At 58.5% G+C, this 20,160-nt stretch carries 23 protein-coding genes; 17 read left to right on the top strand and 6 right to left on the bottom strand.

All coding sequences use genetic code 11. The annotated features are described in order from the left end of the window. Positions 1 to 28 precede the first annotated feature (28 nt). Entirely contained in the window at positions 29 to 484 is a 456-nt protein-coding gene (locus tag UF78_RS14065) for a TlpA family protein disulfide reductase (protein WP_045162843.1), read from the top strand. Positions 485 to 535: 51 nt separating this feature from the next. On the opposite strand, the gene UF78_RS14060 is transcribed toward UF78_RS14065, so the two are convergent. From UF78_RS14060 to UF78_RS14045, 4 genes are all read right to left on the bottom strand, one after another. Continuing rightward, the gene (locus UF78_RS14060; RefSeq protein WP_045162933.1) at positions 536 to 1,078 is read right to left on the bottom strand and encodes a lytic transglycosylase domain-containing protein; all 543 of its coding nucleotides are present in this window, start codon (positions 1,076 to 1,078) and stop codon (positions 536 to 538) included. Between the two features lie 42 nt (positions 1,079 to 1,120). After that, positions 1,121 to 2,068 carry a hypothetical protein gene (locus UF78_RS14055; RefSeq protein ID WP_045162842.1) on the bottom strand — a complete coding sequence of 316 codons (948 nt, stop codon included), beginning with the start codon at positions 2,066 to 2,068 and terminating at the stop codon, positions 1,121 to 1,123. Positions 2,069 to 2,076: 8 nt separating this feature from the next. Continuing rightward, a complete protein-coding gene (locus tag UF78_RS14050; protein ID WP_045162841.1) occupies positions 2,077 to 3,792 on the bottom strand; it encodes a proline--tRNA ligase in 1,716 nt (571 codons plus the stop codon). A gap of 162 nt (positions 3,793 to 3,954) precedes the next feature. Further along, positions 3,955 to 5,235, bottom strand: a complete 1,281-nt coding sequence (locus UF78_RS14045; RefSeq protein WP_045162840.1) for an OprD family porin — start codon at positions 5,233 to 5,235, stop codon at positions 3,955 to 3,957. 463 nt (positions 5,236 to 5,698) lie between these two features. Between UF78_RS14045 and UF78_RS14040 the strand changes: the two genes are divergently transcribed. Both UF78_RS14040 and UF78_RS14035 read left to right on the top strand, forming a co-directional pair. Then, the gene (locus UF78_RS14040) at positions 5,699 to 6,121 is read left to right on the top strand and encodes an HIT family protein (protein WP_045162839.1); all 423 of its coding nucleotides are present in this window, start codon (positions 5,699 to 5,701) and stop codon (positions 6,119 to 6,121) included. Positions 6,122 to 6,125: 4 nt separating this feature from the next. Then, a complete protein-coding gene (locus UF78_RS14035) occupies positions 6,126 to 6,332 on the top strand; it encodes a SlyX family protein (RefSeq protein WP_045162838.1) in 207 nt (68 codons plus the stop codon). 54 nt (positions 6,333 to 6,386) lie between these two features. Here the strand turns inward: UF78_RS14035 and UF78_RS23210 are convergent, their stop codons facing one another. Next, a complete protein-coding gene (locus tag UF78_RS23210; RefSeq protein WP_045162837.1) occupies positions 6,387 to 7,022 on the bottom strand; it encodes a cold-shock protein in 636 nt (211 codons plus the stop codon). 269 nt (positions 7,023 to 7,291) lie between these two features. Continuing rightward, positions 7,292 to 7,762 (bottom strand): Dps family protein, encoded by a 471-nt coding sequence (locus UF78_RS14025; protein WP_045162836.1) that lies wholly within the window; start codon positions 7,760 to 7,762, stop codon positions 7,292 to 7,294. Between the two features lie 376 nt (positions 7,763 to 8,138). Between UF78_RS14025 and aspS the strand changes: the two genes are divergently transcribed. The 14 genes from aspS (at position 8,139) to queC (ending at position 20,040) form a co-directional block, all read left to right on the top strand. Beyond that, entirely contained in the window at positions 8,139 to 9,914 is a 1,776-nt protein-coding gene (gene aspS, locus UF78_RS14020) for an aspartate--tRNA ligase (RefSeq protein WP_045162932.1), read from the top strand. A gap of 76 nt (positions 9,915 to 9,990) precedes the next feature. Continuing rightward, a complete protein-coding gene (locus UF78_RS14015; RefSeq protein WP_045162835.1) occupies positions 9,991 to 10,737 on the top strand; it encodes a YebC/PmpR family DNA-binding transcriptional regulator in 747 nt (248 codons plus the stop codon). Positions 10,738 to 10,894: 157 nt separating this feature from the next. Continuing rightward, positions 10,895 to 11,419 (top strand): crossover junction endodeoxyribonuclease RuvC, encoded by a 525-nt coding sequence (gene ruvC, locus UF78_RS14010; RefSeq protein ID WP_045162834.1) that lies wholly within the window; start codon positions 10,895 to 10,897, stop codon positions 11,417 to 11,419. 85 nt (positions 11,420 to 11,504) lie between these two features. Further along, positions 11,505 to 12,110, top strand: a complete 606-nt coding sequence (gene ruvA / locus UF78_RS14005) for a Holliday junction branch migration protein RuvA (protein WP_025241065.1) — start codon at positions 11,505 to 11,507, stop codon at positions 12,108 to 12,110. Continuing rightward, positions 12,110 to 13,162, top strand: a complete 1,053-nt coding sequence (gene ruvB / locus UF78_RS14000) for a Holliday junction branch migration DNA helicase RuvB (RefSeq protein WP_045162833.1) — start codon at positions 12,110 to 12,112, stop codon at positions 13,160 to 13,162. The genes ruvA and ruvB overlap by 1 nt, the downstream gene beginning before the upstream one ends. 51 nt (positions 13,163 to 13,213) lie before the next feature. Beyond that, positions 13,214 to 13,657, top strand: coding sequence for a tol-pal system-associated acyl-CoA thioesterase (ybgC, locus tag UF78_RS13995; protein ID WP_045162832.1), 444 nt, complete (start codon positions 13,214 to 13,216; stop codon positions 13,655 to 13,657). Positions 13,658 to 13,659: 2 nt separating this feature from the next. Further along, positions 13,660 to 14,352: a protein TolQ gene (gene tolQ / locus UF78_RS13990; RefSeq protein ID WP_025241068.1), complete on the top strand. Its 693-nt coding sequence runs from the start codon at positions 13,660 to 13,662 to the stop codon at positions 14,350 to 14,352. A gap of 12 nt (positions 14,353 to 14,364) precedes the next feature. Next, positions 14,365 to 14,817 carry a protein TolR gene (gene tolR / locus UF78_RS13985; RefSeq protein ID WP_045162831.1) on the top strand — a complete coding sequence of 151 codons (453 nt, stop codon included), beginning with the start codon at positions 14,365 to 14,367 and terminating at the stop codon, positions 14,815 to 14,817. Continuing rightward, entirely contained in the window at positions 14,817 to 15,842 is a 1,026-nt protein-coding gene (tolA, locus tag UF78_RS13980) for a cell envelope integrity protein TolA (protein ID WP_045162830.1), read from the top strand. The genes tolR and tolA overlap by 1 nt, the downstream gene beginning before the upstream one ends. Beyond that, positions 15,839 to 17,140, top strand: a complete 1,302-nt coding sequence (tolB, locus tag UF78_RS13975; RefSeq protein ID WP_045162829.1) for a Tol-Pal system beta propeller repeat protein TolB — start codon at positions 15,839 to 15,841, stop codon at positions 17,138 to 17,140. The genes tolA and tolB overlap by 4 nt, the downstream gene beginning before the upstream one ends. A gap of 52 nt (positions 17,141 to 17,192) precedes the next feature. Then, entirely contained in the window at positions 17,193 to 17,699 is a 507-nt protein-coding gene (pal, locus tag UF78_RS13970) for a peptidoglycan-associated lipoprotein Pal (protein WP_045162828.1), read from the top strand. Positions 17,700 to 17,705: 6 nt separating this feature from the next. Continuing rightward, complete coding sequence (gene ybgF / locus UF78_RS13965) at positions 17,706 to 18,533, top strand: tol-pal system protein YbgF (RefSeq protein WP_045162827.1); 828 nt, start codon at positions 17,706 to 17,708, stop codon at positions 18,531 to 18,533. A gap of 124 nt (positions 18,534 to 18,657) precedes the next feature. Further along, entirely contained in the window at positions 18,658 to 19,305 is a 648-nt protein-coding gene (gene queE, locus UF78_RS13960; RefSeq protein ID WP_045162826.1) for a 7-carboxy-7-deazaguanine synthase QueE, read from the top strand. Positions 19,306 to 19,365: 60 nt separating this feature from the next. After that, a complete protein-coding gene (gene queC, locus UF78_RS13955) occupies positions 19,366 to 20,040 on the top strand; it encodes a 7-cyano-7-deazaguanine synthase QueC (protein WP_045162825.1) in 675 nt (224 codons plus the stop codon). The last annotated feature ends 120 nt before the right edge of the window (positions 20,041 to 20,160 follow it).

The following is a 20,160-nucleotide window of genomic DNA, read 5'->3' as shown; positions in this document are numbered from 1 at the left end:
CGGTGCTCGGCATCGCAAAGGAGCGAAGATGATCAAACGATCCATTGGGCTAGTCAGTGTGCTCATCAGCCTGACGCTGGCTGGCTGCTCAGAAGACTGGGGGCCCGACCAACACGGTGCCGCTGTCACGTCGCAGCAACTCGAAGGCCAGTGGTTGTTGATCAACTATTGGGCCGAATGGTGCGGCCCATGCCGTACCGAGGTTCCCGAGCTGAACGCGCTGGACCAATCGAGAGACGACATCACCGTGCTCGGGGTCAATTTCGACGGGCTTCAGGGGGACGAATTGATCGCTGCGGCTGGCGCGCTGGGCATAGGTTTCAGAGTGCTCAGCGTGGACCCTGCCGAGCGACTGGACTTGCCTCGCAGTACGGTACTTCCGGTGACCTACATCGTCGACGGCTCTGGAACGGTCCGCGAAAGTCTGGTTGGCGAGCAGACTGCCGAAGGGCTCCAGACTCACCTGAAGCGGCTGGAGCGATAGGTCTAAAGCTTTCAAACAAGGTAGTGCGCTATTTTTTGCTGCAGGCGCCTATCAAGGCTTCACGTACCAGAAGTCTTGCCAGAAGCCGATGACCTTCGCCGGGTAATGCTGTTTGCCGAGGCTGCCGTTGTAGCGAGCCAGAGCGCGATTGATATCACCGTTTTCCTTTTTCAGGTAATAGCTGAGGATCGTGCAGCCGTAGCGCAGATTGGTGGCGTTGTCGGTGAGATTGTCCTGTGGGCGCCCTAGTTCGGCTTTCCAGAATGGCATCACTTGCATCATCCCTTGCGCGCCCACGCTGGAAATGGCGAATCGGTCGAACCGGCTTTCGGCATGGATCAGCGCCAGTACCATGTCAGGTCTCAGCCCCGCCTTGCTAGCTTCCTGATGCACCAGCCGCAAAAGCGTCAGCCGTTCTTGCGGATCGGGGACGTAGCGTTTGAGACGGGTCGACATGTCCAGCAGCCAGACTTCCGCGTCAAACCGATCCTCAAAGCTCTCGGCCTCCAATACGGTGCGCTGCATCAGCTCGCGCAGCTCCGGCTCGGGTGCTTGGCGAACAGCTGCAGAGATCGGCCAGGCAGCCATCAACATCAGCAGCCATAGGCTGGGTAGGGCTTTCACTGGGGAGCGGTCTCAGTCGTCTTCGCCCGGATCGCTGGCCTGGCGACCAGCGTCTTGCATCAGGCTACGGAGAAACTCCTGCTGCAGATCCGGATCGTTGTGGGTCAGTTCGATCAGGCTCTGCTCGAGTTCGCTGGCTTCCTCCTCGAGCCCCAGCTCCGAGAGTCGTTTGACGCGATGGACCCACTGGTTGACGTCGTCGCCTTCGAGATCGTCGAAAATGAGGTCGTGGGCCTCGAGCAGCTTGCCACGCAGGTTGCGACTGACCAGCAACATCGCGTCGGCGCGGGTCGCATCCTGTGGATCTTCGACCTGCAATTGGAGTTTACCGACCTGGCTAATGTCTTGGTCGGTGAATGGGCCATCCAGCAGATTCAACCGCAGTATGCCGTTGCGGTCGGTACTCAGCTCATGGGTCTCGGGGCCTGCAACGACCAATACCGGACGCTCGGCCCAAGGCAGGCTGGAGTACTCAAGCCGAGCATCGCCGCGTTGCTCGTCGAGGCTGGCGAGGTTCTGCTGTGAGCGACCATTGGATTCGACATTGATGAAAGGGTTAAGGCCCGCAAAGCCGTAGCTGATCCAGTCACGAGTAACGCTTTCCGGTAAGTTACCGAGCATGACCACGTTGAGCACATTGGCCCCTATTCCGGCGACCACCGCAACGCTACCCAGTGGGATTTCGTACAGCTCTCGCCATGCCTGGTACGGCGTATAGCGGTCATAGCGGCGGGTTACCTCGAAATCGGTGACCTCGAAGGTCTTCTGGTCGAGCACGCGAACACGCCGCTGTGGCAATTCCAGTAACGGGGCACCCACTTCTATGCGCAGGCTGTGGTCAAGCAGCTTGCGTTCGGTACGGGCTTCGTGTTCGCTGCGTTGGGGCAGATGGTTGGCGCAGCCACCCACAAAAAGCGCCATGCAAAGCATGGCGCAGGTTGAAGCACTTCGGTTGAGCATGATTTCCGTCAGCGACTGGCGCGCGAATTGATGAACTCGAGGATGTCAGCGGCCGGCACAGCCTGGCTTTCAGCATCACGACGATGCTTGTATTCCAGCGTGCCGTCAGCAAGTCCGCGATCGCCCACGACGATGCGATGCGGGATGCCCACCAACTCCATATCGGCGAATTTGACGCCGGGACTGGTCTTTTTGTCACGATCATCGAGCAGCACATCGTAGCCGGCAGCGGTGAGTTCCGCGTAGAGCTTATCGGTCGCTTCGCGAACGGCCTGGTTCTCGTACTTCATCGGTACCAGTGCGATCTGGAACGGTGCTAGCGCATCCGGCCAGAGAATGCCGCGGTCGTCGTAGTTCTGCTCGATTGCGGCGGCAACGACGCGCGAAACACCGATGCCGTAGCAGCCCATAGTCAAAACCACCGGCTTGCCGTTTTCGCCCATGACGCTGCAGTTCATCGCCTCGCTGTACTTGGTGCCGAGCTGGAAGATATGGCCAACCTCGATGCCGCGCTTGATGACCAGCGTACCCTTGCCGTCGGGGCTCGGGTCTCCAGCGACCACGTTGCGCAGATCGGCCACTTCAGGCAATGGCAGGTCGCGCTCCCAGTTGACGCCGAAATAGTGCTTATCTTCCTGGTTCGCGCCAGCTGCGAAGTCGCTCATAAGCGCGACCGAACGATCGACGATGCAGGTGATAGGCAGATTCAACGGGCCCAGCGAGCCAGGGCCGGCGCCCATGGTGGCACGGATCTCCGCTTCCGTTGCGAACACCAGGGGGCTTTCTACCTCAGCCAGGTTCGCCGCCTTGATCTCGTTCAGCTCGTGGTCGCCGCGAACGATCAACGCGACCAGTTGGCCTTTCTCGGCACCCCGCACGACCAGTGTCTTGATGGTCTTTTCGATGGGCAGCTGGAACTGCTCGACCAGTGCGGCAATTGTCTTGCAGTTAGGCGTATCCACCAAGCGCAGCTCTTCGGTGGCGGCGCCGCGCCCGGCTTCGCGCGGGATGGCCTCGGCCTTTTCAATGTTGGCGGCATAATCTGAGCTGTCGCTGAACGCGATATCGTCTTCGCCGGACTCGGCCAGCACATGGAATTCATGCGAACCGGTGCCGCCGATCGAGCCGGTATCGGCCTGTACGGCGCGGAAATTCAGCCCCAGGCGGGTGAAAACGTTGCAGTACGCCTGGTGCATACGGTCATAGGTTTCCTGCAGCGACTGCTGATCCGCATGAAAGGAGTAGGCGTCCTTCATGAGGAATTCACGCCCGCGCATCAGGCCGAAGCGCGGACGGATCTCGTCGCGGAACTTGGTCTGAATCTGATAGAAATTCATTGGCAGCTGCTTGTAGCTGTTCAGCTCGTTGCGTGCCAGATCCGTGATCACCTCTTCATGCGTCGGACCGACGCAGAACTCACGATCATGACGATCCTTCACGCGCAGCAGTTCAGGGCCGTACTGCACCCAGCGGCCCGACTCCTGCCAGAGCTCGGCAGGTTGGATCGCGGGCATCAGCACTTCCAGCGCGCCGGCCTTGTTCATTTCGTCCCGGACGATTGCCTCGGCCTTGCGCAGTGCACGCAGCCCCATCGGCATCCAGGTATAGAGACCGGAAGCCAGCTTGCGAATCATTCCGGCACGCAGCATCAGCTGGTGGCTGATGACCACAGCGTCGGAAGGGGTTTCTTTGAGGGTCGAGAGCAGGAACTGACTGGTGCGCATGTGGGCCGTTGTGTCCTTGCAGAGCGATGAATATGGCTCGGCATTGTACGGCGGCGCCACGGTGGCGTACAGAATCGATCGGCTGGCTGGGCTGCTATGACGAAGAAGCCCGGCGAGTGCCGGGCTTCCTGTGTTGCACGAGCTACAACTGGTGGGCCTGTATTACAGGATGCTCAGCGGGTACTCGACGATCAGACGGGTATCGCTCAGGTCGTTATCCAGGCCATTGGTGGCGTTATAGAACGCCTGGCGTACGCGCAGGGAAAGATCCTTGGCAGGGCCTTCTTGGAAGACATACTTGGCTTCCATATCCCATTCGCGTTCTTCGGCGTCGGAGTTGCCAGCGCCCATGTCGATGTTACTGCCGCTCACGTAGCGGGTCATGAAGCTAAGACCAGAAACACCGTAGGCAGCCATGTCTAGGTCATAACGGACCTGCCAGGACTGCTCGTCTTCATAGTAGAAGTCGGAGTATTGGACTGAGTTGCCTAGCCAAACGGTGCCGCCACCGTCTACGCCATAGACATAGCCATTGGTATTGTAGCCGCCATGCGACTTTTGATACGCGACTGTGAACTTATGAGCGCCAATGCCGTAAGTAGAAGCAAGGCTCCAGATGGTGTTGTCTTCGTCGCTACCAGTACCGGTGAACTCCGAATCGTATTCGGTCTGGTAGATGTTGAAGTCAAAAGCCAGCGATTGGTCTGCGCCAAGGCCCATGTTGTAATTGGCGTTGCCGTAGAACTTCTCGAAAGCGTCCTTTACGTCCGAGTAGTACAGCGAGGTGCTGAGGCTGTCGCTGAACGCGTAGGTGCCGCCGACGAGGTTGATCTCTTTTAGTCCTACGGAGTCATGGTCTGCTTCAGATTTGGCGCTCAGTGCAGTAAAGCGACCGACGTTCAACTCGAGCCCATCGATCTCGCTGCTGGTGATGAGGCCACCGCGCGCGGTTTCCGGCAGCAGGCGGGCGTCATCGGTTGAAAAGACCGGCAGGGCCACGAACTGAGTGCCGTACTTCAGTACGGTGTCTGAAACGCGGAATTTGACTGCTGCGCCGGCTGAGGAATAGTCGTCCTGCGGCTTGCCTTCGCTGTCCCGTGGGAATATGTCCGGCCAAGCACGACCTTCGCCACTGTCAAGCTTGACGCCCAGCAGGCCAATTGCATCGACGCCGACGCCGACGGTGCCTTGAGTGAAGCCGGATTCGAAGGTGCCGATGAAGCCGTGGCCCCACGCTTCGCGATAGCTCTGGCCATTGGCGGCAGGGGTACCACCGAAGCCGTTGTCGCGAGCATCACGGTTCATATACAGGTTACGATTCAGGATTGTCAGACTGCTGCCTTCCACAAAGCCTTCCGACTCGGACTGGCTGGACGCCAATGCCATTTGCGACGTACCGGCCGCAACGGCCATTGCGATTACGCTCCACTTCATCACTTTCATCGTGATTGCTCCTTTGGTTTCAAATTGGTGCTTGCTTTCCTGCGTGCGCCGGAAAGAGGCATCTTTATTTTCGGTATACAAGCTCAATTTCAGTCCTTGTTTCCTAGCTGGTCGAAACCTGCAGCAAGCCCTGGAATTTTGTTTCCGAGAATTACTGTGTAGCTGGGGAAACTAGCGCCAGCAAGCTTAACCCAGCTATTTGTGTTTTTCTCCCCCCTCGTTTAGTGCTTTTTTTACTTCAAAGCAATAACCGTGCACAAAAATGCAAAGCTGATGTTCACCGCGATTCTTGCTGCCCATAGCGGCTGGCTCGCTCTAAATCTGGGCTTCGGTGTGTTGGCCGTGCTCAGGCTTGGTGCGCCTCGGCTTGCTGTTGCTAGCGGGGCGTTGGGGTATTCTTTAAACCGGTGTTATGCGCAGCATCGTGGTTGCGCTGATTTTCGATATGAGCAGGAGTGCCGTTATGTTCGTTCTCGATTCACGGCTGGAGCAGGACACGTTAAATCTGGGCGATTTTCCGTTATGCCGCTTGCTGTTGATGAATGACGCAAATTACCCCTGGTTCATTCTCGTACCGCGTCGCGAAGAGGTCAGTGAGCTGTTTCAGCTGGATCCGGCGGATCAGCAGGCGCTGTGGCGAGAGGTAACGGCCTTGGCCGAGACACTGAAAGACACCTTTGGCGCGGACAAGATGAACGTCGCGACGCTGGGTAATATGGTTAATCAGCTGCACATGCACGTGATCGCCAGGCGTCGGGGTGACGTTGCCTGGCCAGCGCCTGTCTGGGGACATCATCCGGCGAGCCCGTATAGTGACGCGCAGGTTGACGCTATCAGGCAGAAGCTGAAATTAGTGCTCACTGACAATTTCCGTTTTGCGGAGTGACTTTATGGAGCTGGAGCAACGCATCACCGATCTCGAGGCGCGCCTTGCGTTTCAGGACGATACGATTCAGACCTTGAACGATGTGCTGATTGCGCAGCAGCGTACGGTCGAGCGACTGCAGGCGCAGTTGGGCATGCTGGCCAGGCGGCAGGAAGAGATACAGAGCAGAATGGGTGGCGACGAGGATGAGGCGCCTCCGCCGCACTATTAGCAAGGTTGCGGCGGAAGCTAAAGCGCCAGATTGATAAGGATCTGACGCGGCGGGTTATTCGCCTGACTGGGTCGCGACCACGTCTTCGGCTTGGAGACCTTTGTCGCGCATCATGATGGCGAATTCGACGCGCTGGCCCTCAACCAGTACGCGATGGCCTTCGCCTCGAATCGCCCGGAAGTGGACGAAGACATCGTCGCCACTGTCTCTTGAAATAAAGCCAAAACCTTTCGAGGTGTTGAACCATTTGACCGTGCCTGTCTCGCGACCGGGGGCGGGCGACGCGGCGCGCTTGGGCTGACCTTTAGTGGCCTTTGGGGCTGGGATGTGGCCGGTTGCGCGCACGTCTGCTTGCGCGGTGGCCAGTTGTAGCAGTACGGCAACAAAGGTCAGCATGAGGCTGACAAGCATGGCTGGCTGGCCTGCAATGGCAGAGACGGGAACCAGCAATATTGCAGCCTGAATCACGACTGCGGCGATCAGCAGTACCGCTGCGGCCAGAAGAACGGGGCGGCGACGCCCGCTTATGTTCAGCTGTGCAGATGAGGCGAACTGTACGTTCAGCAGACCCAGGAACAGCAGACACAATGCGTCGGGCTGCAGCAGGGGCGATATTGCGCCGGTGAGGCTGGGTATGAATGACAGCGCCAGAGCCGCAACGCCCACTAACACATGGATAATTTTAAGCATTCGAATAACTCACAGTTAAATGGCACGACAGAAAGCAGCAGGCGTTGGGCAAATAGAAACTGAGCGTGGGGCAGTGATCGCTCGTATTTGATGGTGCCCGCCTGCGGCGCGCGTATTTAACAGTAAAGGAGGGCGCCACTCAAATGGCTTGCGGTGAGGGGAATATGACGGGTGGCGCGGGTTGGGTTGCTGGAAGGGGCGCTTGGTTGGTTTGCCTCGGATAGCTGCCTTCGCGACTATCCGAGGTGCAGGTAGTTCGCCGTCTCGTATCAAGCAGCCAGTAAGCTGCGCAGCATCCAGGCGGTTTTCTCGTGGATCTGCATGCGTTGAGTCAGAAGATCTGCGGTGGGTTCATCGCTGACCTTTTCCAGCAGCGGAAAAATGCCGCGCGCAGTACGCACGACCGCCTCCTGTCCTTCAACCAGTAGTTTGATCATCTCTTCAGCAGTTGGAATACCGTCCTGCTCTTTGATCGACGACAACTTTGCATAAGCCGCATAGGTGCCTGGAGCCGGGAAGCCCAAGGCGCGGATGCGTTCGGCAATGTCATCCACGGCGACGGCCAGTTCGGTGTATTGAGTCTCGAACATGGTATGCAGGGTGTTGAACATCGGTCCCGTCACATTCCAATGGAAGTTGTGCGTCTTCAGATAAAGCGTGTAGGTGTCGGCCAGCAGCCGGGACAAACCGTCCGCGATAGCTGCGCGGTCCTGCTCGGCAATACCAATATTGATTTCCATGGTCTTTCTCCCGTTTGATGAGTGGGTTGCAGTTATGCCAGAAAATGAATGCCTGCGGCGAGTGGCGCTACGTCGCGAGTAGCAGGCTGTTGGTTTGAAGCTATCGGGTGCGGTTGGTTTCAACTTCCGTCGATGATCGCTTCCATTGGGCAAGACTATCGGCGCCGGCTGCGTCGAAGCGATTATGTAGATATAATCCCGCGCTTGTGTCGGGCGGCTTGTTTGCCGTAAAGGGTAGAGCCGCGCTCTGTGCCGGTTGCTCTGCCTTTCAATGCCGACGAGCAACATCCAGGCGCAGCGCCACGATGACGCCGTCTGTCCAGTCGCGAATCGAGCGATCCAACGAATTTCCAAGATACGAGAAGCGAACCTCACCATGATGCGCAGCCACTATTGCGGCCAGTTGAACGAAAGCCTGGACGGCCAGGAAATCACTCTTTGCGGCTGGGTTCACCGCCGTCGCGACCACGGCGGGGTCATCTTCCTCGATGTGCGAGATCGTGAGGGGCTGGCACAGGTGGTGTTCGATCCCGATCGTGCCGAGACCTTCGCTACAGCAGACAAGGTGCGCAGCGAGTACGTCATCAAGATCACCGGCAAGGTGCGCCTGCGTCCGGCCGGTGCGGTCAACCCGAACATGGCATCGGGAGCGATCGAAGTGTTGGGGTATGAGTTGGAAGTGCTCAACGAAGCGGAAACCCCACCGTTCCCCCTCAACGAATACAGCGACGTCGGCGAGGAAACCCGCCTGCGCTACCGTTTCATCGACCTGCGCCGCCCGGAAATGGCTGAAAAGCTCAAGCTGCGCTCGAGCATCACCACCAGTATCCGCCGCTACCTGGACGAGAACGGCTTTCTAGATGTCGAGACGCCTATCCTCGGCCGCCCGACGCCTGAGGGCGCGCGTGACTATCTTGTGCCCAGCCGCACTCATCCTGGGACCTTCTTCTCGTTGCCTCAATCGCCGCAGCTGTTCAAGCAGTTGCTGATGGTCGCCGGCTTCGATCGTTACTACCAGATCGCCAAGTGTTTCCGCGATGAAGACCTGCGTGCCGACCGCCAGCCGGAATTCACTCAGATCGATATCGAGACCAGCTTCCTCGAAGAGTCCGACATCATCGGCATCACCGAAGGCATGGTTCGCAAGCTGTTCAAGGAGGTGCTGGGCGTTGAGTTCGGCGAGTTCCCGCACATGCCGTTCGAAGAAGCCATGCGCCGTTACGGCTCCGACAAACCGGATCTGCGCATTCCGTTGGAGCTGGTCGACGTCGCCGATCAGTTGCAGCAGGTCGAGTTCAAGGTATTCAGCGGTCCGGCCAATGATCCCAAGTGCCGTGTTGCTGCGCTACGCGTACCGGGCGGTGCGAGCATGCCGCGCAAGCAGATCGACGACTATACCAAGTTCGTTGGCATCTACGGCGCCAAGGGTCTGGCCTACATCAAGGTTAACGAGCGCGCCAAAGGCGTCGAGGGACTGCAGTCTCCGATCGTCAAGAACATTCCGGAGGACAAGCTCAACGTCATCCTCGATCGCGTCGGTGCGGTCGATGGGGATATCGTGTTCTTTGGCGCTGATAAGGCCAAGATCGTCTCCGAAGCGTTGGGCGCATTGCGAATCAAGCTGGGTCACGACCTGAAGCTGTTGACCTGTGAGTGGGCGCCTATGTGGGTGGTCGATTTCCCGATGTTCGAGGAGAACGATGACGGGTCGCTTTCCGCGCTGCACCATCCGTTCACCGCGCCTAAGTGCACGCCGCAAGAGCTCGAGGCCAATCCCGCCGGCGCGCTGTCGAGGGCTTATGACATGGTGCTCAACGGTACTGAGCTGGGCGGCGGTTCGATTCGTATCCATCGCAAGGAAATGCAGCAGACCGTATTCCGCATCTTGGGGATCGACGAGGCCGAGCAGGACGAGAAATTCGGCTTCCTGCTCGACGCTCTCAAGTATGGAGCGCCGCCGCACGGCGGCCTGGCGTTCGGTCTCGATCGCCTGGTGATGTTGATGACCGGCGCGCAGTCGATTCGCGAAGTCATCGCTTTCCCGAAAACCCAGAGTGCTGCGGACGTGATGACCCAGGCACCTGGGGCGGTTGATGCCAAGGCGTTGCGCGAGTTGCACATTCGCCTGCGTGAGCAGCCGAAAGCCGAGTGACGGCGGCGCCGGAGCCCAGGGAAACCTGGGCTCTTGGTTTCAGCAAGATGAAAGTTGATCAGAAAGGGAGGCAGTTATGGCTGGTCATTCCAAATGGGCCAACATCAAGCACCGGAAAGGGCGTCAGGACGCCAAGCGCGGCAAGATTTTCACCAAGCTCATTCGTGAGCTGACCGTTGCGGCGAAGAGTGGAGGGATTCCTGCGGACAACCCGCGCCTGCGCCTTGCGGTGGACAAGGCGTTGGTCGCCAATATGACCCGCGACACCATCGATCGCGCGATTGCCCGTGGTGCCGGTACCAACGAAGCCGACAACATGGCGGAGCTGACCTATGAAGGCTATGCGCCCAGCGGTGTCGCGATCATCGTCGAGGCCATGACCGACAATCGTAACCGTACCGCGGCGGAAGTCCGTCATGCATTCAGCAAGCACGGCGGCAATCTAGGTACCGACGGCTCGGTCGCCTACATGTTCGATCGAAAAGGTCAGATCAGCTTTGCCGCGGGCGTAGACGAAGATGCGCTGATGGAAGCCGCGCTGGAAGCCGGTGCCGACGATGTGGAAATGGGTGAGGACGGCTCCGCCCTAGTGTCGACCGGTTTCGCCGATTTCCATGCAGTCAACGAAGCGCTGAGCGCCGCAGGCTTCAAGGCTGAGGAGGCGGATATCGCAATGATTCCTTCGATCGCCGCGCCGCTGAGCGACCTGGACACGGCCCAGAAGGTCTTGCGTCTGATCGATGCGTTGGAAGATCTGGACGACGTGCAGAACGTCTACCACAACGCTGAAATTCCAGATGAGATCATGGAACAGCTGGACTGATCCGCTGGCAGCAACGCAGCCGGAAGCGACTTCGGAGCTTCCGGCTTTTTGTTGGGCTTTTTGCCGGTTTGGCCATGGCTATTCGTTATGTCGCTGGTCGCGGCACATGGAGCTCCTTATACTGGTGGCTGGATAAATAGACAGTAATGGCGATGGCATGACGCTTATCCTGGGGATCGACCCTGGCTCACGAATCACCGGCTACGGCGTCGTACGCGATACCGGTCGCAACTGCGAATATGTGGCATCAGGCTGTATCCGCACCGGTAGCGGTGAGTTATCGGCCCGGCTGCAGGCGGTATTTACCGGCGTCAGCGAGGTGATCCGCTTGCACGGCCCGGTCACCATGGGTATCGAACAGGTGTTCATGGCCCGCAACGCGGATTCCGCGCTCAAGCTGGGGCAGGCACGTGGCGCCGCAATCGTGGCTGCCGCGGAACAGGGACTGGAGATCGCCGAATACACTGCCACTCAGGTCAAACAGGCCATTGCCGGGACGGGTGGGGCCGACAAGCAGCAGGTACAGATGATGGTCATGCATCTACTGAAACTGGTGCAGAAGCCGCAGATCGATGCGTCCGACGCGCTGGCGATCGCCTTGTGTCACGCCCATCATCGGCAGAGCCTGATTCCACATGGCCTGAGCGGCGCCAAGCGTCGAAGCGGGCGCCTGCGGCTGTAATGCCCATGCCTGGCGCGCTAGGGGCTGACAAAAAAAGAACAACCGGTCTGCTTGCGTACTATCGGCCGAAAGAGGATGTATCACAGTGATTGGACGTTTGCGCGGGACCCTGGCTGAAAAACAGCCGCCTCACCTGATATTGGACGTGAACGGCGTTGGCTACGAGGTCGAGGTGCCGATGACCACGCTTTATCGTCTGCCTGCAATAGGCGAGACGGTGACGTTGCACATCCATCTGGTAGTGCGTGAGGACGCGCACCTGTTATACGGATTCGCCGAGAAGCGCGATCGCGAGCTGTTCCGAGAATTGATTCGCCTCAACGGCGTGGGTCCCAAGTTGGCGTTGGCGCTGATGTCCGGGCTTGAGGTGGACGAGCTTGTGCGCTGTGTCCAGGCACAGGATACCTCCGTGCTGGTGAAGATTCCCGGCGTTGGCAAGAAGACAGCCGAACGTTTACTGGTTGAACTCAAGGATCGCTTCAAGGCGTGGGAAACCATGCCGTCCATCGCTACCTTGGTGGTGGAACCTCGTGGAGTTGTGGCAGTCTCAAGCGCCGAGAATGATGCTGTGAGTGCCTTGATTTCCCTGGGCTTCAAACCTCAGGAGGCCAGTCGTGCAGTATCTGCCGTACAGGAAGACGATTTGAGCAGTGAAGACCTGATCCGCCGTGCACTCAAGGGAATGGTCTAGTGATCGAAGCTGATCGTCTGATTACCGCTACCGGCCGTGACCGCGAAGAGCAGTTCGATCGCGCCATCCGCCCGCTGAGTCTGGCTGACTACATCGGGCAGCCGGTCGTGCGCGAACAGATGGATCTGTTCATCCGTGCCGCCAGGGCGCGCAAGGAGGCCTTGGATCACACGCTCATTTTCGGCCCGCCAGGGCTCGGCAAAACCACCCTGGCCAATATCATTGCCCAAGAGATGGGTGTATCGATAAAGAGCACATCAGGGCCGGTTCTCGAGCGTCCGGGCGATCTCGCTGCGTTGCTGACCAACCTGGAGGAAGGCGACGTCCTCTTCGTCGACGAGATTCATCGACTGTCACCTATCGTGGAGGAAGTACTCTATCCGGCGATGGAGGATTTTCAACTCGACATCATGATCGGAGAGGGGCCGGCGGCGCGTTCGATCAAGCTCGACCTGCCGCCGTTCACCTTGGTTGGTGCGACCACGCGTGCCGGTATGCTTACCAATCCGCTGCGCGACCGCTTCGGAATCGTACAGCGTCTCGAGTTCTACTCCACGGCCGATCTGGCAACGATCGTCACACGTTCCGCGGGCATCCTCGGCTTGCCTATCGAAGCCGCCGGCGCGCTAGAGATAGCCCGTCGCGCCCGCGGTACGCCGCGTATCGGCAACCGGCTTCTGCGCAGAGTTCGCGACTTCGCTGAAGTTCGTGGCAATGGCGAGATTACCCAGGGGACTGCAGATCTCGCCTTGAACATGCTCGATGTCGACGAGCGTGGTCTGGATCATCAAGACCGGCGACTGCTGCTGACCCTGATCGAGAAGTTCGATGGTGGCCCCGTCGGCATCGACAGCCTTGCGGCGGCGATTAGCGAAGAGCGTCATACCATCGAAGATGTTCTCGAGCCCTACCTGATTCAGCAGGGCTACATCATGCGCACACCGCGAGGGCGAGTGGTCACTCGTCACGCCTATCTGCATTTCGGTCTGAACCTGCCGAAACGCCTGGGCGATTCGCCAGTAGGCGACCTTTTCGACAATGACACAGCGTGACAAAAATATTGTTGTTTCACCCAATTGGCATTTGCAGGGCCTGGCACTAGTATGCGCGCGGAATCACATGCTCAACCGTTCTCTCACCGGTGTCGCGTCTACTACGAAGACACCGATGCGGGCGGCATCGTTTACTACGTCAATTACCTCAAGTTCATGGAGCGGGCCCGTACCGAGCGGTTGCGCAGCCTGGGTTTCGCCCAGTCGCAGCTGGTGGGTGAAGACCTGCTGTTCGTCGTGCATTCCAGCGAAGCGCGTTACCACGCGCCAGCGAGGCTTGACGATGAATTGCTGGTGTCCGCCGAAGTGGTAGAGACCAAGCGTGCAAGCCTGCGTTTCAAACAGCAGGTGCGGCGAGCGAAGGATGATCTGCTGCTCTGCGAAGGGCAGTTCGTGGTGGCCTGTGTGCGCACCGAGAGTTTGAAACCCCGCCCCATTCCCGAAGCGCTGCGTGCAGCTTTCGTCGGGTCGGGTCTACCCCCAGCAGGAGAGTAAGCGTGGAAGCCAACGTCGATCATATGTCCATGTGGAGCCTGATCAGCAACGCCAGCTTTGTGGTTCAGCTGGTCATGCTGATCCTGGTGGGCGCCTCGGTGACTTCATGGATCATCATCTTTCAGCGCGGCAATATGCTGCGGGCCGCCAAACGTTCGCTGGACACCTTCGAGGAACGTTTCTGGTCGGGAATCGATCTTTCCAAGCTGTATCGTCAGGCGGGCAGCAACCCGGACCCGGATTCCGGCGTCGAGCAGATCTTTCGGGCCGGCTTCAAGGAATTTTCCCGTCTGCGCCAGCAGCAGGGCGTGGATCCAGATGCAGTGATGGATGGTGTGAACCGCGCGATGCGCGTCGCCATTTCCCGTGAGGAAGAGAAGCTGGATCAGAGTTTGCCGTTCCTCGCCACTGTCGGCTCCACCAGTCCCTATATCGGCCTGTTTGGTACCGTTTGGGGCATCATGAACTCTTTCCGCGGCCTGGCGCAGGTTCAGCAGGCGACCCTGGCCACCGTGGCGCCAGGTATCGCCGAGGCGCTGATCGCCACTGCCATCGGTCTGTTCGCAGCGATTCCAGCGGTCATCGCCTACAACCGCTTCTCGGCGCGTGGCGAAATGCTCATTGGCCGCTATTACACCTTCGCCGATGAGTTCCAGGCGATCCTTCATCGCAAAGTCCACACCACAGAAGATTGAGGCCCACAGGCCATGGCAAGAATTCGCAACAGACGCAAACCTGTCGCCGAGATGAACGTGGTGCCCTACATCGATGTGATGCTGGTGCTACTGGTGATCTTCATGGTGACCGCGCCGATGCTCAATCAGGGCGTGAAGGTGGACCTGCCCAAGGTCAGCAGCGAAGTCCTGCCTCAGGATAACGATGCGCGCGTGTTGACCATTTCGATCAAGGCGGATAAGAGCTACTACTGGAATATCGGTAGCGAGGTGGACACCGAAACCGCGCAGGACAAGGCCTTGACGCTCGACGAGATGACCAAGGCGGTCACTGCGATCATGAACCAGAACCGCAGCCAGGGTAAGCAGGTGCAAGTCTTCGTGCGCGGCGATAAGGCAGTGGATTACGGGTCGGTTATGTCGGCCATGGGTGGACTGCAGGAAGCCGGTGTGGGTAACGTCGGCCTGATCACCGAGGCGCCTTGATGCAACAGTCGGAACGTTCGCGCTCTGAGAGCCTCTACTGGCCCACCATTCTGGCGGTGGGCTTGCACGTCATCATCTTTGGCATGCTGTTCGTCAGCTTCGCCATGACGCCCGAGTTACCACCGTCCAAGCCGATCGTTCAGGCCACCCTGTATCAACTCAAATCCCAAAGCCAGGCGAAAACCCAGACCAACCAGAAGATTGCCGGCGAGGCGCAGAAAACCGCTGCCAAGCAGTACGAAACCGAGCAGATGGAGCAGCGCAAGGTCGAGCAGCAAAAGCAGGCTGCAGCTAAAGCTGCGGAACAAAAAAAGGCCGAGGAGGCTCGAAAGGCCGAGGTAGCGAAGGCCGACGCCGCCAAGAAGGCTGCTGAAGCTCAGAAGGCCGAAGAGGCTAAAAAGGCCGAGCAGAAGAAACAGGCGGATATTGCCAAGAAAAAGGCAGCCGACGAGGCGGAGAAGAAAAAAGCCGCTGAAGAATCGAAGAAGGCTGCGGAAGACGCGAAGAAGAAGGCAGCTGCCGAGGCCGCGAAAAAGAAAGCGGCGGAAGACGCGAAGAAAAAAGCGGCAGCCGAAGCTGCAAAGAAAAAAGCGGCGGAAGAGGCGAAGAAAAAAGCTGCCGCCGAGGCCGCCCGCAAGGCGGCTGAAGATAAGAAAGCGCAAGCGCTGGCCGAGCTGCTGTCCGAAGATACGGAGCGGCAACAGGCCATGGCGGATACGCAGGGCGATCAGGTGGCCGGCAACTTCGATGATCTGATTCGTATGCGTGCTGCAGAGGGTTGGACACGGCCGCCATCGGCACGAAACAACATGTCGGTTACGCTACGGGTCAACATGCTGCCGGATGGCACCATTACCGGCGTGACGGTTTCGCGTTCGAGCGGTGATTCGCCCTTCGATAATTCCGCGGTCGCAGCAGTAAAGAATATTGGTCGGCTGACCGAGATGCAGGGGCTTTCTGCTCAGGAGTTTCAGCCGTATCGCTCGTTCATGATGACATTTACGCCTGAGGATCTAGCGTTGTGATCAATTACCTTCGAGGTTTTGTCGTTCTTCTTTTATTTGTGCTGGGCAGTGCCGTGGCGCAGGAAAAGAATATTGTGGTTACCAGTGGTACCGATCGCGCGATTCCGATCGCGGTCGTACCGTTTGGCTGGCAAGGCGGTACTGTACTGCCTGAAGACATGGCCGAAATCATCGGCAACGACATGCGCAATACCGGCGTCTTCCAGCCGATCCCGAAGCAGAACATGATCAGCTTGCCAACTCGCGGCAGTGAGATCATTTTTCGTGACTGGAAGGCGCTGGGTGCTCAGTACGTCGTGGTTGGCAATATCGAGCCCTCCGCCGGCAAGCTGCAGATACGCTACGAGGTGTTCAACGTCACCACTGAGCAGCAGGTCATGACGGGCACCGTGGGTGGGGCGCAGGACCAACTGCGCGACATGGCGCACTACGCTGCTGATCAGGCCTTTGAAAAGCTCACAGGCATCAAGGGTGCATTTTCGACACGGCTTCTTTACGTCACCGTTGAACGCCTTGGGGGGGCAAACACGCGCTACACGTTGCAGCGTTCCGACTACGATGGCGCGCGCGCGGTGACCTTGCTGCAATCTCGAGAGCCGATTCTGTCACCACGCTATTCGCCGGATGGCCGCCGTATTGCCTACGTTTCGTTCGAGCAGAAACGCCCCCGCATCTTCATGCAGCACATCGATACCGGTCGTCGTGAGCAGGTCACCAATTTCGAAGGGCTCAACGGTGCGCCGGCATTCTCACCGGATGGCAATCGTCTGGCATTCGTGCTATCGAAAGATGGCAACCCGGAGATTTATGTGATGGACCTCGGGTCGCGCCAGCTGCAGCGGCTCACCAATCACTATGCGATCGATACGGAGCCTTTCTGGGGCGCTGACGGTCGGACTATTTACTTCACCTCGGATCGTGCCGGCAAACCTCAGATCTACAAGCAAAGTCTGGGTAGCAACAATGCCGAACGGGTTACCTTCGTGGGCAACTACAATGCCAATCCGAAACTCTCCGCAGACGAGAAGACCTTGGTCATGATTCATCGTCAGGAGGGCTATACCAACTTCAAGGTAGCGGCGCAGGACCTGCAGCGCGGCAATTTGCGGCTGCTCTCTGACACGAGTTTAGATGAGTCGCCTACTGTTGCGCCTAATGGCACCATGCTAATCTACGCGACCCGCCAGCAGGGCCGGGGAGTCTTGATGCTCGCATCCATTAATGGTCGAGTTAGGCTCCCGCTTCCTACTGCTCAAGGCGAAGTCCGTGAGCCATCGTGGTCCCCTTACCTGAACTGATGCGGTATCAACGCTTTACCTAACCAAAAACACACACCTGGGGTTGTTACACATGGAAATGCTGAAATTCGGTAAGTTCGCTGCGCTGGCTCTGGCTATGGCCGTAGCTGTTGGTTGTTCGTCCAAGGGTGGCGATGACTCTGGCGAAGGTTCCTCCGCCATTGATCCGAACGCTGGCTATGGCGCTGACAGCGGTGCCGTCGACGGCAGCATGAGCGGCGAAGAAGCCGCTCTGCGCGCCATCACTACCTTCTACTTCGAATACGACAGTTCTGACCTGAAGCCGGAGGCCATGCGCGCTCTGGACGTTCATGCCAAGGATCTGAAGTCCGCGGGCAACCGTGTAGTGCTGGAAGGCCACACCGACGAGCGTGGTACTCGCGAGTACAACATGGCTCTGGGTGAGCGTCGTTCCAAAGCTGTTCAGCGCTACCTGGTTCTGCAGGGCGTGTCTCCTGCTCAGCTGGAACTGGTCTCCTACGGCGAAGAGCGTCCGGTTGCCATGGGCAACGACGAGCAGTCCTGGGCCCAGAACCGTCGCGTTGAACTGCGTAAGTAATAAGCCATGCTCAAGCACCGTTACGCGCTGACGCTTATTGCACTTGGTCTGCCGCTGTTCGCGGCAGCTCAGGTCCCGGTGGTGGAATACGACTCGCAAACCCAAGGTGGTGCGCCTGAGTCGGGTTACTCCTCCGGGGCGGATACGGGCGGTGCCTATGTCGGGGGCGGAGCGTCTGCTCCGTCCTCGGCGCAGGGTATGCTCTTCGTTCAGCTGCAGCAGATGCAGGAAGAGATCGCGCAGCTGCGCGGTATGCTGGAAGTGCAGCAGAACGAGATCCAGCGCTTGAAGCAAGAAGGGCTGGAGCGTTATCAGGATTTGGACAGTCGCTTGTCGAGCGCCTCATCAGGTGGATCGGCTAGCCAGAATTCTTCAACCGCCGATGCAACGAATGTCGGCGAGTCTGTACGGGTGCCAGCAGGCGCTCCAATGCAAGGCGCGGCGAGTAGTCAGTCGGCTGATCCTGAAAAGGAGAAGCTGTACTACGACGCCGCATTTGATCTGATCAAGGCAAAGGATTTCGAGAAGGCCAGCCAGGCTTTTTCCGCCTTCCTGCGCAAGTATCCCAGCAGTCCATACGCCGGTAATGCGCAGTATTGGCTGGGCGAGGTGAACCTCGCCAAGGGCGATCTGCAGGCAGCCGGCCAGGCTTTTGCCAAGGTCAGTCAGGCGTATCCGCAGCACAATAAGGTGCCGGATTCGCTGTACAAGCTGGCTGACGTCGAGATACGTCTGGGCAACCGGGACAAGGCCAACGGCATTCTGCGTCAGGTCATTGCTGATTATCCGAATAGCTCGGCAGCGCAGTTGGCTCAGCGTCAGCTGAATCGATAAGCCCGATGCCGGTCGCGGCTGTTGAACAAAACCCGCCCCTTGGCGGGTTTTTTCGTTAGAATCGCCGCCCCTTTCCCGCAACGGAGGCGGATGGCCTGTTTAGCCGTCACGCCCGTGGCTGATAATGCAAGATACCCTGCGAATTACCGAGATCTTTTACTCGTTGCAGGGGGAAACGCGTACCAGTGGATTGCCCACTGTATTCGTCCGCCTGACCGGCTGCCCCCTGCGCTGTCAATACTGCGACACAGCCTACGCGTTCAGCGGCGGTCAGGTCATGCCGCTCGAGGCGATTCTTAAGCGGGTCGCTTCCTTTAAACCTCGCTACGTCTGCGTCACTGGCGGTGAGCCCCTGGCTCAACCCAATTGCCTTCCTCTGTTGCGCAGCCTCTGTGATGCCGGCTACGAGGTGTCCCTGGAGACCAGTGGCGCGCTGGATATTTCCGGTACAGACGAACGGGTGAGTCGAGTCGTTGACCTTAAAACGCCGGGCTCCGCCGAAATGGGGCGAAACCTGTACGAGAATATCGGTCAGCTAACAGGCAATGACCAAGTGAAGTTCGTGATCTGCTCGCGCGAGGATTACGACTGGGCTGTGTCCAAACTCATCGAATACAGGCTGGACGCCCGTGTGGGCGAAGTGCTGTTTTCGCCCAGTCACGGTCAAGTCGATGCTCGCTCGCTGGCCGACTGGATCGTCAGTGACAACCTCCCGGTGCGACTGCAGCTTCAGCTGCATAAGATCCTTTGGGCCGACGCACCCGGTCATTGATCCGTTGGGAGCGCCCTTCGTTTTTTCATGGTGCGCCGTTGTTTTCGATAGGTAGGTGTAATGACTGACAAGAAAGCCGTGATTCTTCTCTCTGGCGGGCTCGATTCTGCAACCGTAGTTGCGATGGCCAAGGTACAAGGACACACCTGCTACACCATGAGCTTCGATTATGGTCAACGCCATCGCGCCGAGTTGCAGGCTGCAGAGCGCGTCGCTCGACAGTTGGGCGTGATCGAGCATAAGGTCATCGGCATGAATCTCGATGGTATTGGCGGCTCGGCGCTTACCGATGCCAGCATCGCGGTGCCGGAAGAGACGGGCGAGGGAATCCCTGTCACCTATGTGCCTGCCCGCAATACCGTATTTCTTTCGCTGGCGCTGGGGTGGGCAGAGGTGCTGGGTGCTCGGGACATTTTTATTGGGGTCAATGCAGTCGACTACTCTGGTTACCCCGACTGCCGGCCTGAATTCGTGGAAGCGTTCGAACGCATGGCCAACCTCGCCACGAAGGCTGGGGTAGAAGGGCAAGGCTTTGCCATTCGCGCGCCTTTGCAGAACCTGAGCAAGGCGGAGATCGTTCGTGCCGGTGTCCGGCTGGGGGTCGATTACGCCATGACCGTTTCCTGCTATCAGGCCGACGACGAGGGGCGCGCCTGCGGCAAGTGTGACAGTTGCCGCTTGCGCGCGGCGGGCTTCCAAGAAGCTGGCGTCACGGATCCGACTCGCTATTTCTAAAATTCTTTTCCTAAAAAAGTTGATTTAATCAATCAAATCAGTATCATGCGCCCCGCATTGGGTCGTTAGCTCAGTTGGTAGAGCAGTTGGCTTTTAACCAATTGGTCGTAGGTTCGAATC

This window comes from Stutzerimonas stutzeri, from assembly GCF_000952685.1.
GTDB classification, from domain to species: Bacteria; Pseudomonadota; Gammaproteobacteria; order Pseudomonadales; family Pseudomonadaceae; genus Stutzerimonas; species Stutzerimonas stutzeri_E.
Note: the sequence above shows the minus strand (reverse complement) of the source record. Positions and strands in the feature narration are given on the sequence as shown.

Excerpts from the sequence above, each read along its gene's own strand:
- UF78_RS14065 (WP_045162843.1), top strand. The coding sequence starts at position 29 with ATGATCAAACGATCCATTGGGCTAGTCAGTGTGCTCATCAGCCTGACG.
- UF78_RS14060 (WP_045162933.1), bottom strand. The coding sequence starts at position 1,078 with ATGTTGATGGCTGCCTGGCCGATCTCTGCAGCTGTTCGCCAAGCACCC.
- UF78_RS14055 (WP_045162842.1), bottom strand. The coding sequence starts at position 2,068 with ATGCTCAACCGAAGTGCTTCAACCTGCGCCATGCTTTGCATGGCGCTT.
- UF78_RS14050 (WP_045162841.1), bottom strand. The coding sequence starts at position 3,792 with ATGCGCACCAGTCAGTTCCTGCTCTCGACCCTCAAAGAAACCCCTTCC.
- UF78_RS14045 (WP_045162840.1), bottom strand. The coding sequence starts at position 5,235 with ATGAAAGTGATGAAGTGGAGCGTAATCGCAATGGCCGTTGCGGCCGGT.
- UF78_RS14040 (WP_045162839.1), top strand. The coding sequence starts at position 5,699 with ATGTTCGTTCTCGATTCACGGCTGGAGCAGGACACGTTAAATCTGGGC.
- UF78_RS14035 (WP_045162838.1), top strand. The coding sequence starts at position 6,126 with ATGGAGCTGGAGCAACGCATCACCGATCTCGAGGCGCGCCTTGCGTTT.
- UF78_RS23210 (WP_045162837.1), bottom strand. The coding sequence starts at position 7,022 with ATGCTTAAAATTATCCATGTGTTAGTGGGCGTTGCGGCTCTGGCGCTG.
- UF78_RS14025 (WP_045162836.1), bottom strand. The coding sequence starts at position 7,762 with ATGGAAATCAATATTGGTATTGCCGAGCAGGACCGCGCAGCTATCGCG.
- aspS (WP_045162932.1), top strand. The coding sequence starts at position 8,139 with ATGATGCGCAGCCACTATTGCGGCCAGTTGAACGAAAGCCTGGACGGC.
- UF78_RS14015 (WP_045162835.1), top strand. The coding sequence starts at position 9,991 with ATGGCTGGTCATTCCAAATGGGCCAACATCAAGCACCGGAAAGGGCGT.
- ruvC (WP_045162834.1), top strand. The coding sequence starts at position 10,895 with ATGACGCTTATCCTGGGGATCGACCCTGGCTCACGAATCACCGGCTAC.
- ybgC (WP_045162832.1), top strand. The coding sequence starts at position 13,214 with ATGCGCGCGGAATCACATGCTCAACCGTTCTCTCACCGGTGTCGCGTC.
- tolR (WP_045162831.1), top strand. The coding sequence starts at position 14,365 with ATGGCAAGAATTCGCAACAGACGCAAACCTGTCGCCGAGATGAACGTG.
- tolA (WP_045162830.1), top strand. The coding sequence starts at position 14,817 with ATGCAACAGTCGGAACGTTCGCGCTCTGAGAGCCTCTACTGGCCCACC.
- pal (WP_045162828.1), top strand. The coding sequence starts at position 17,193 with ATGGAAATGCTGAAATTCGGTAAGTTCGCTGCGCTGGCTCTGGCTATG.
- ybgF (WP_045162827.1), top strand. The coding sequence starts at position 17,706 with ATGCTCAAGCACCGTTACGCGCTGACGCTTATTGCACTTGGTCTGCCG.
- queE (WP_045162826.1), top strand. The coding sequence starts at position 18,658 with ATGCAAGATACCCTGCGAATTACCGAGATCTTTTACTCGTTGCAGGGG.
- queC (WP_045162825.1), top strand. The coding sequence starts at position 19,366 with ATGACTGACAAGAAAGCCGTGATTCTTCTCTCTGGCGGGCTCGATTCT.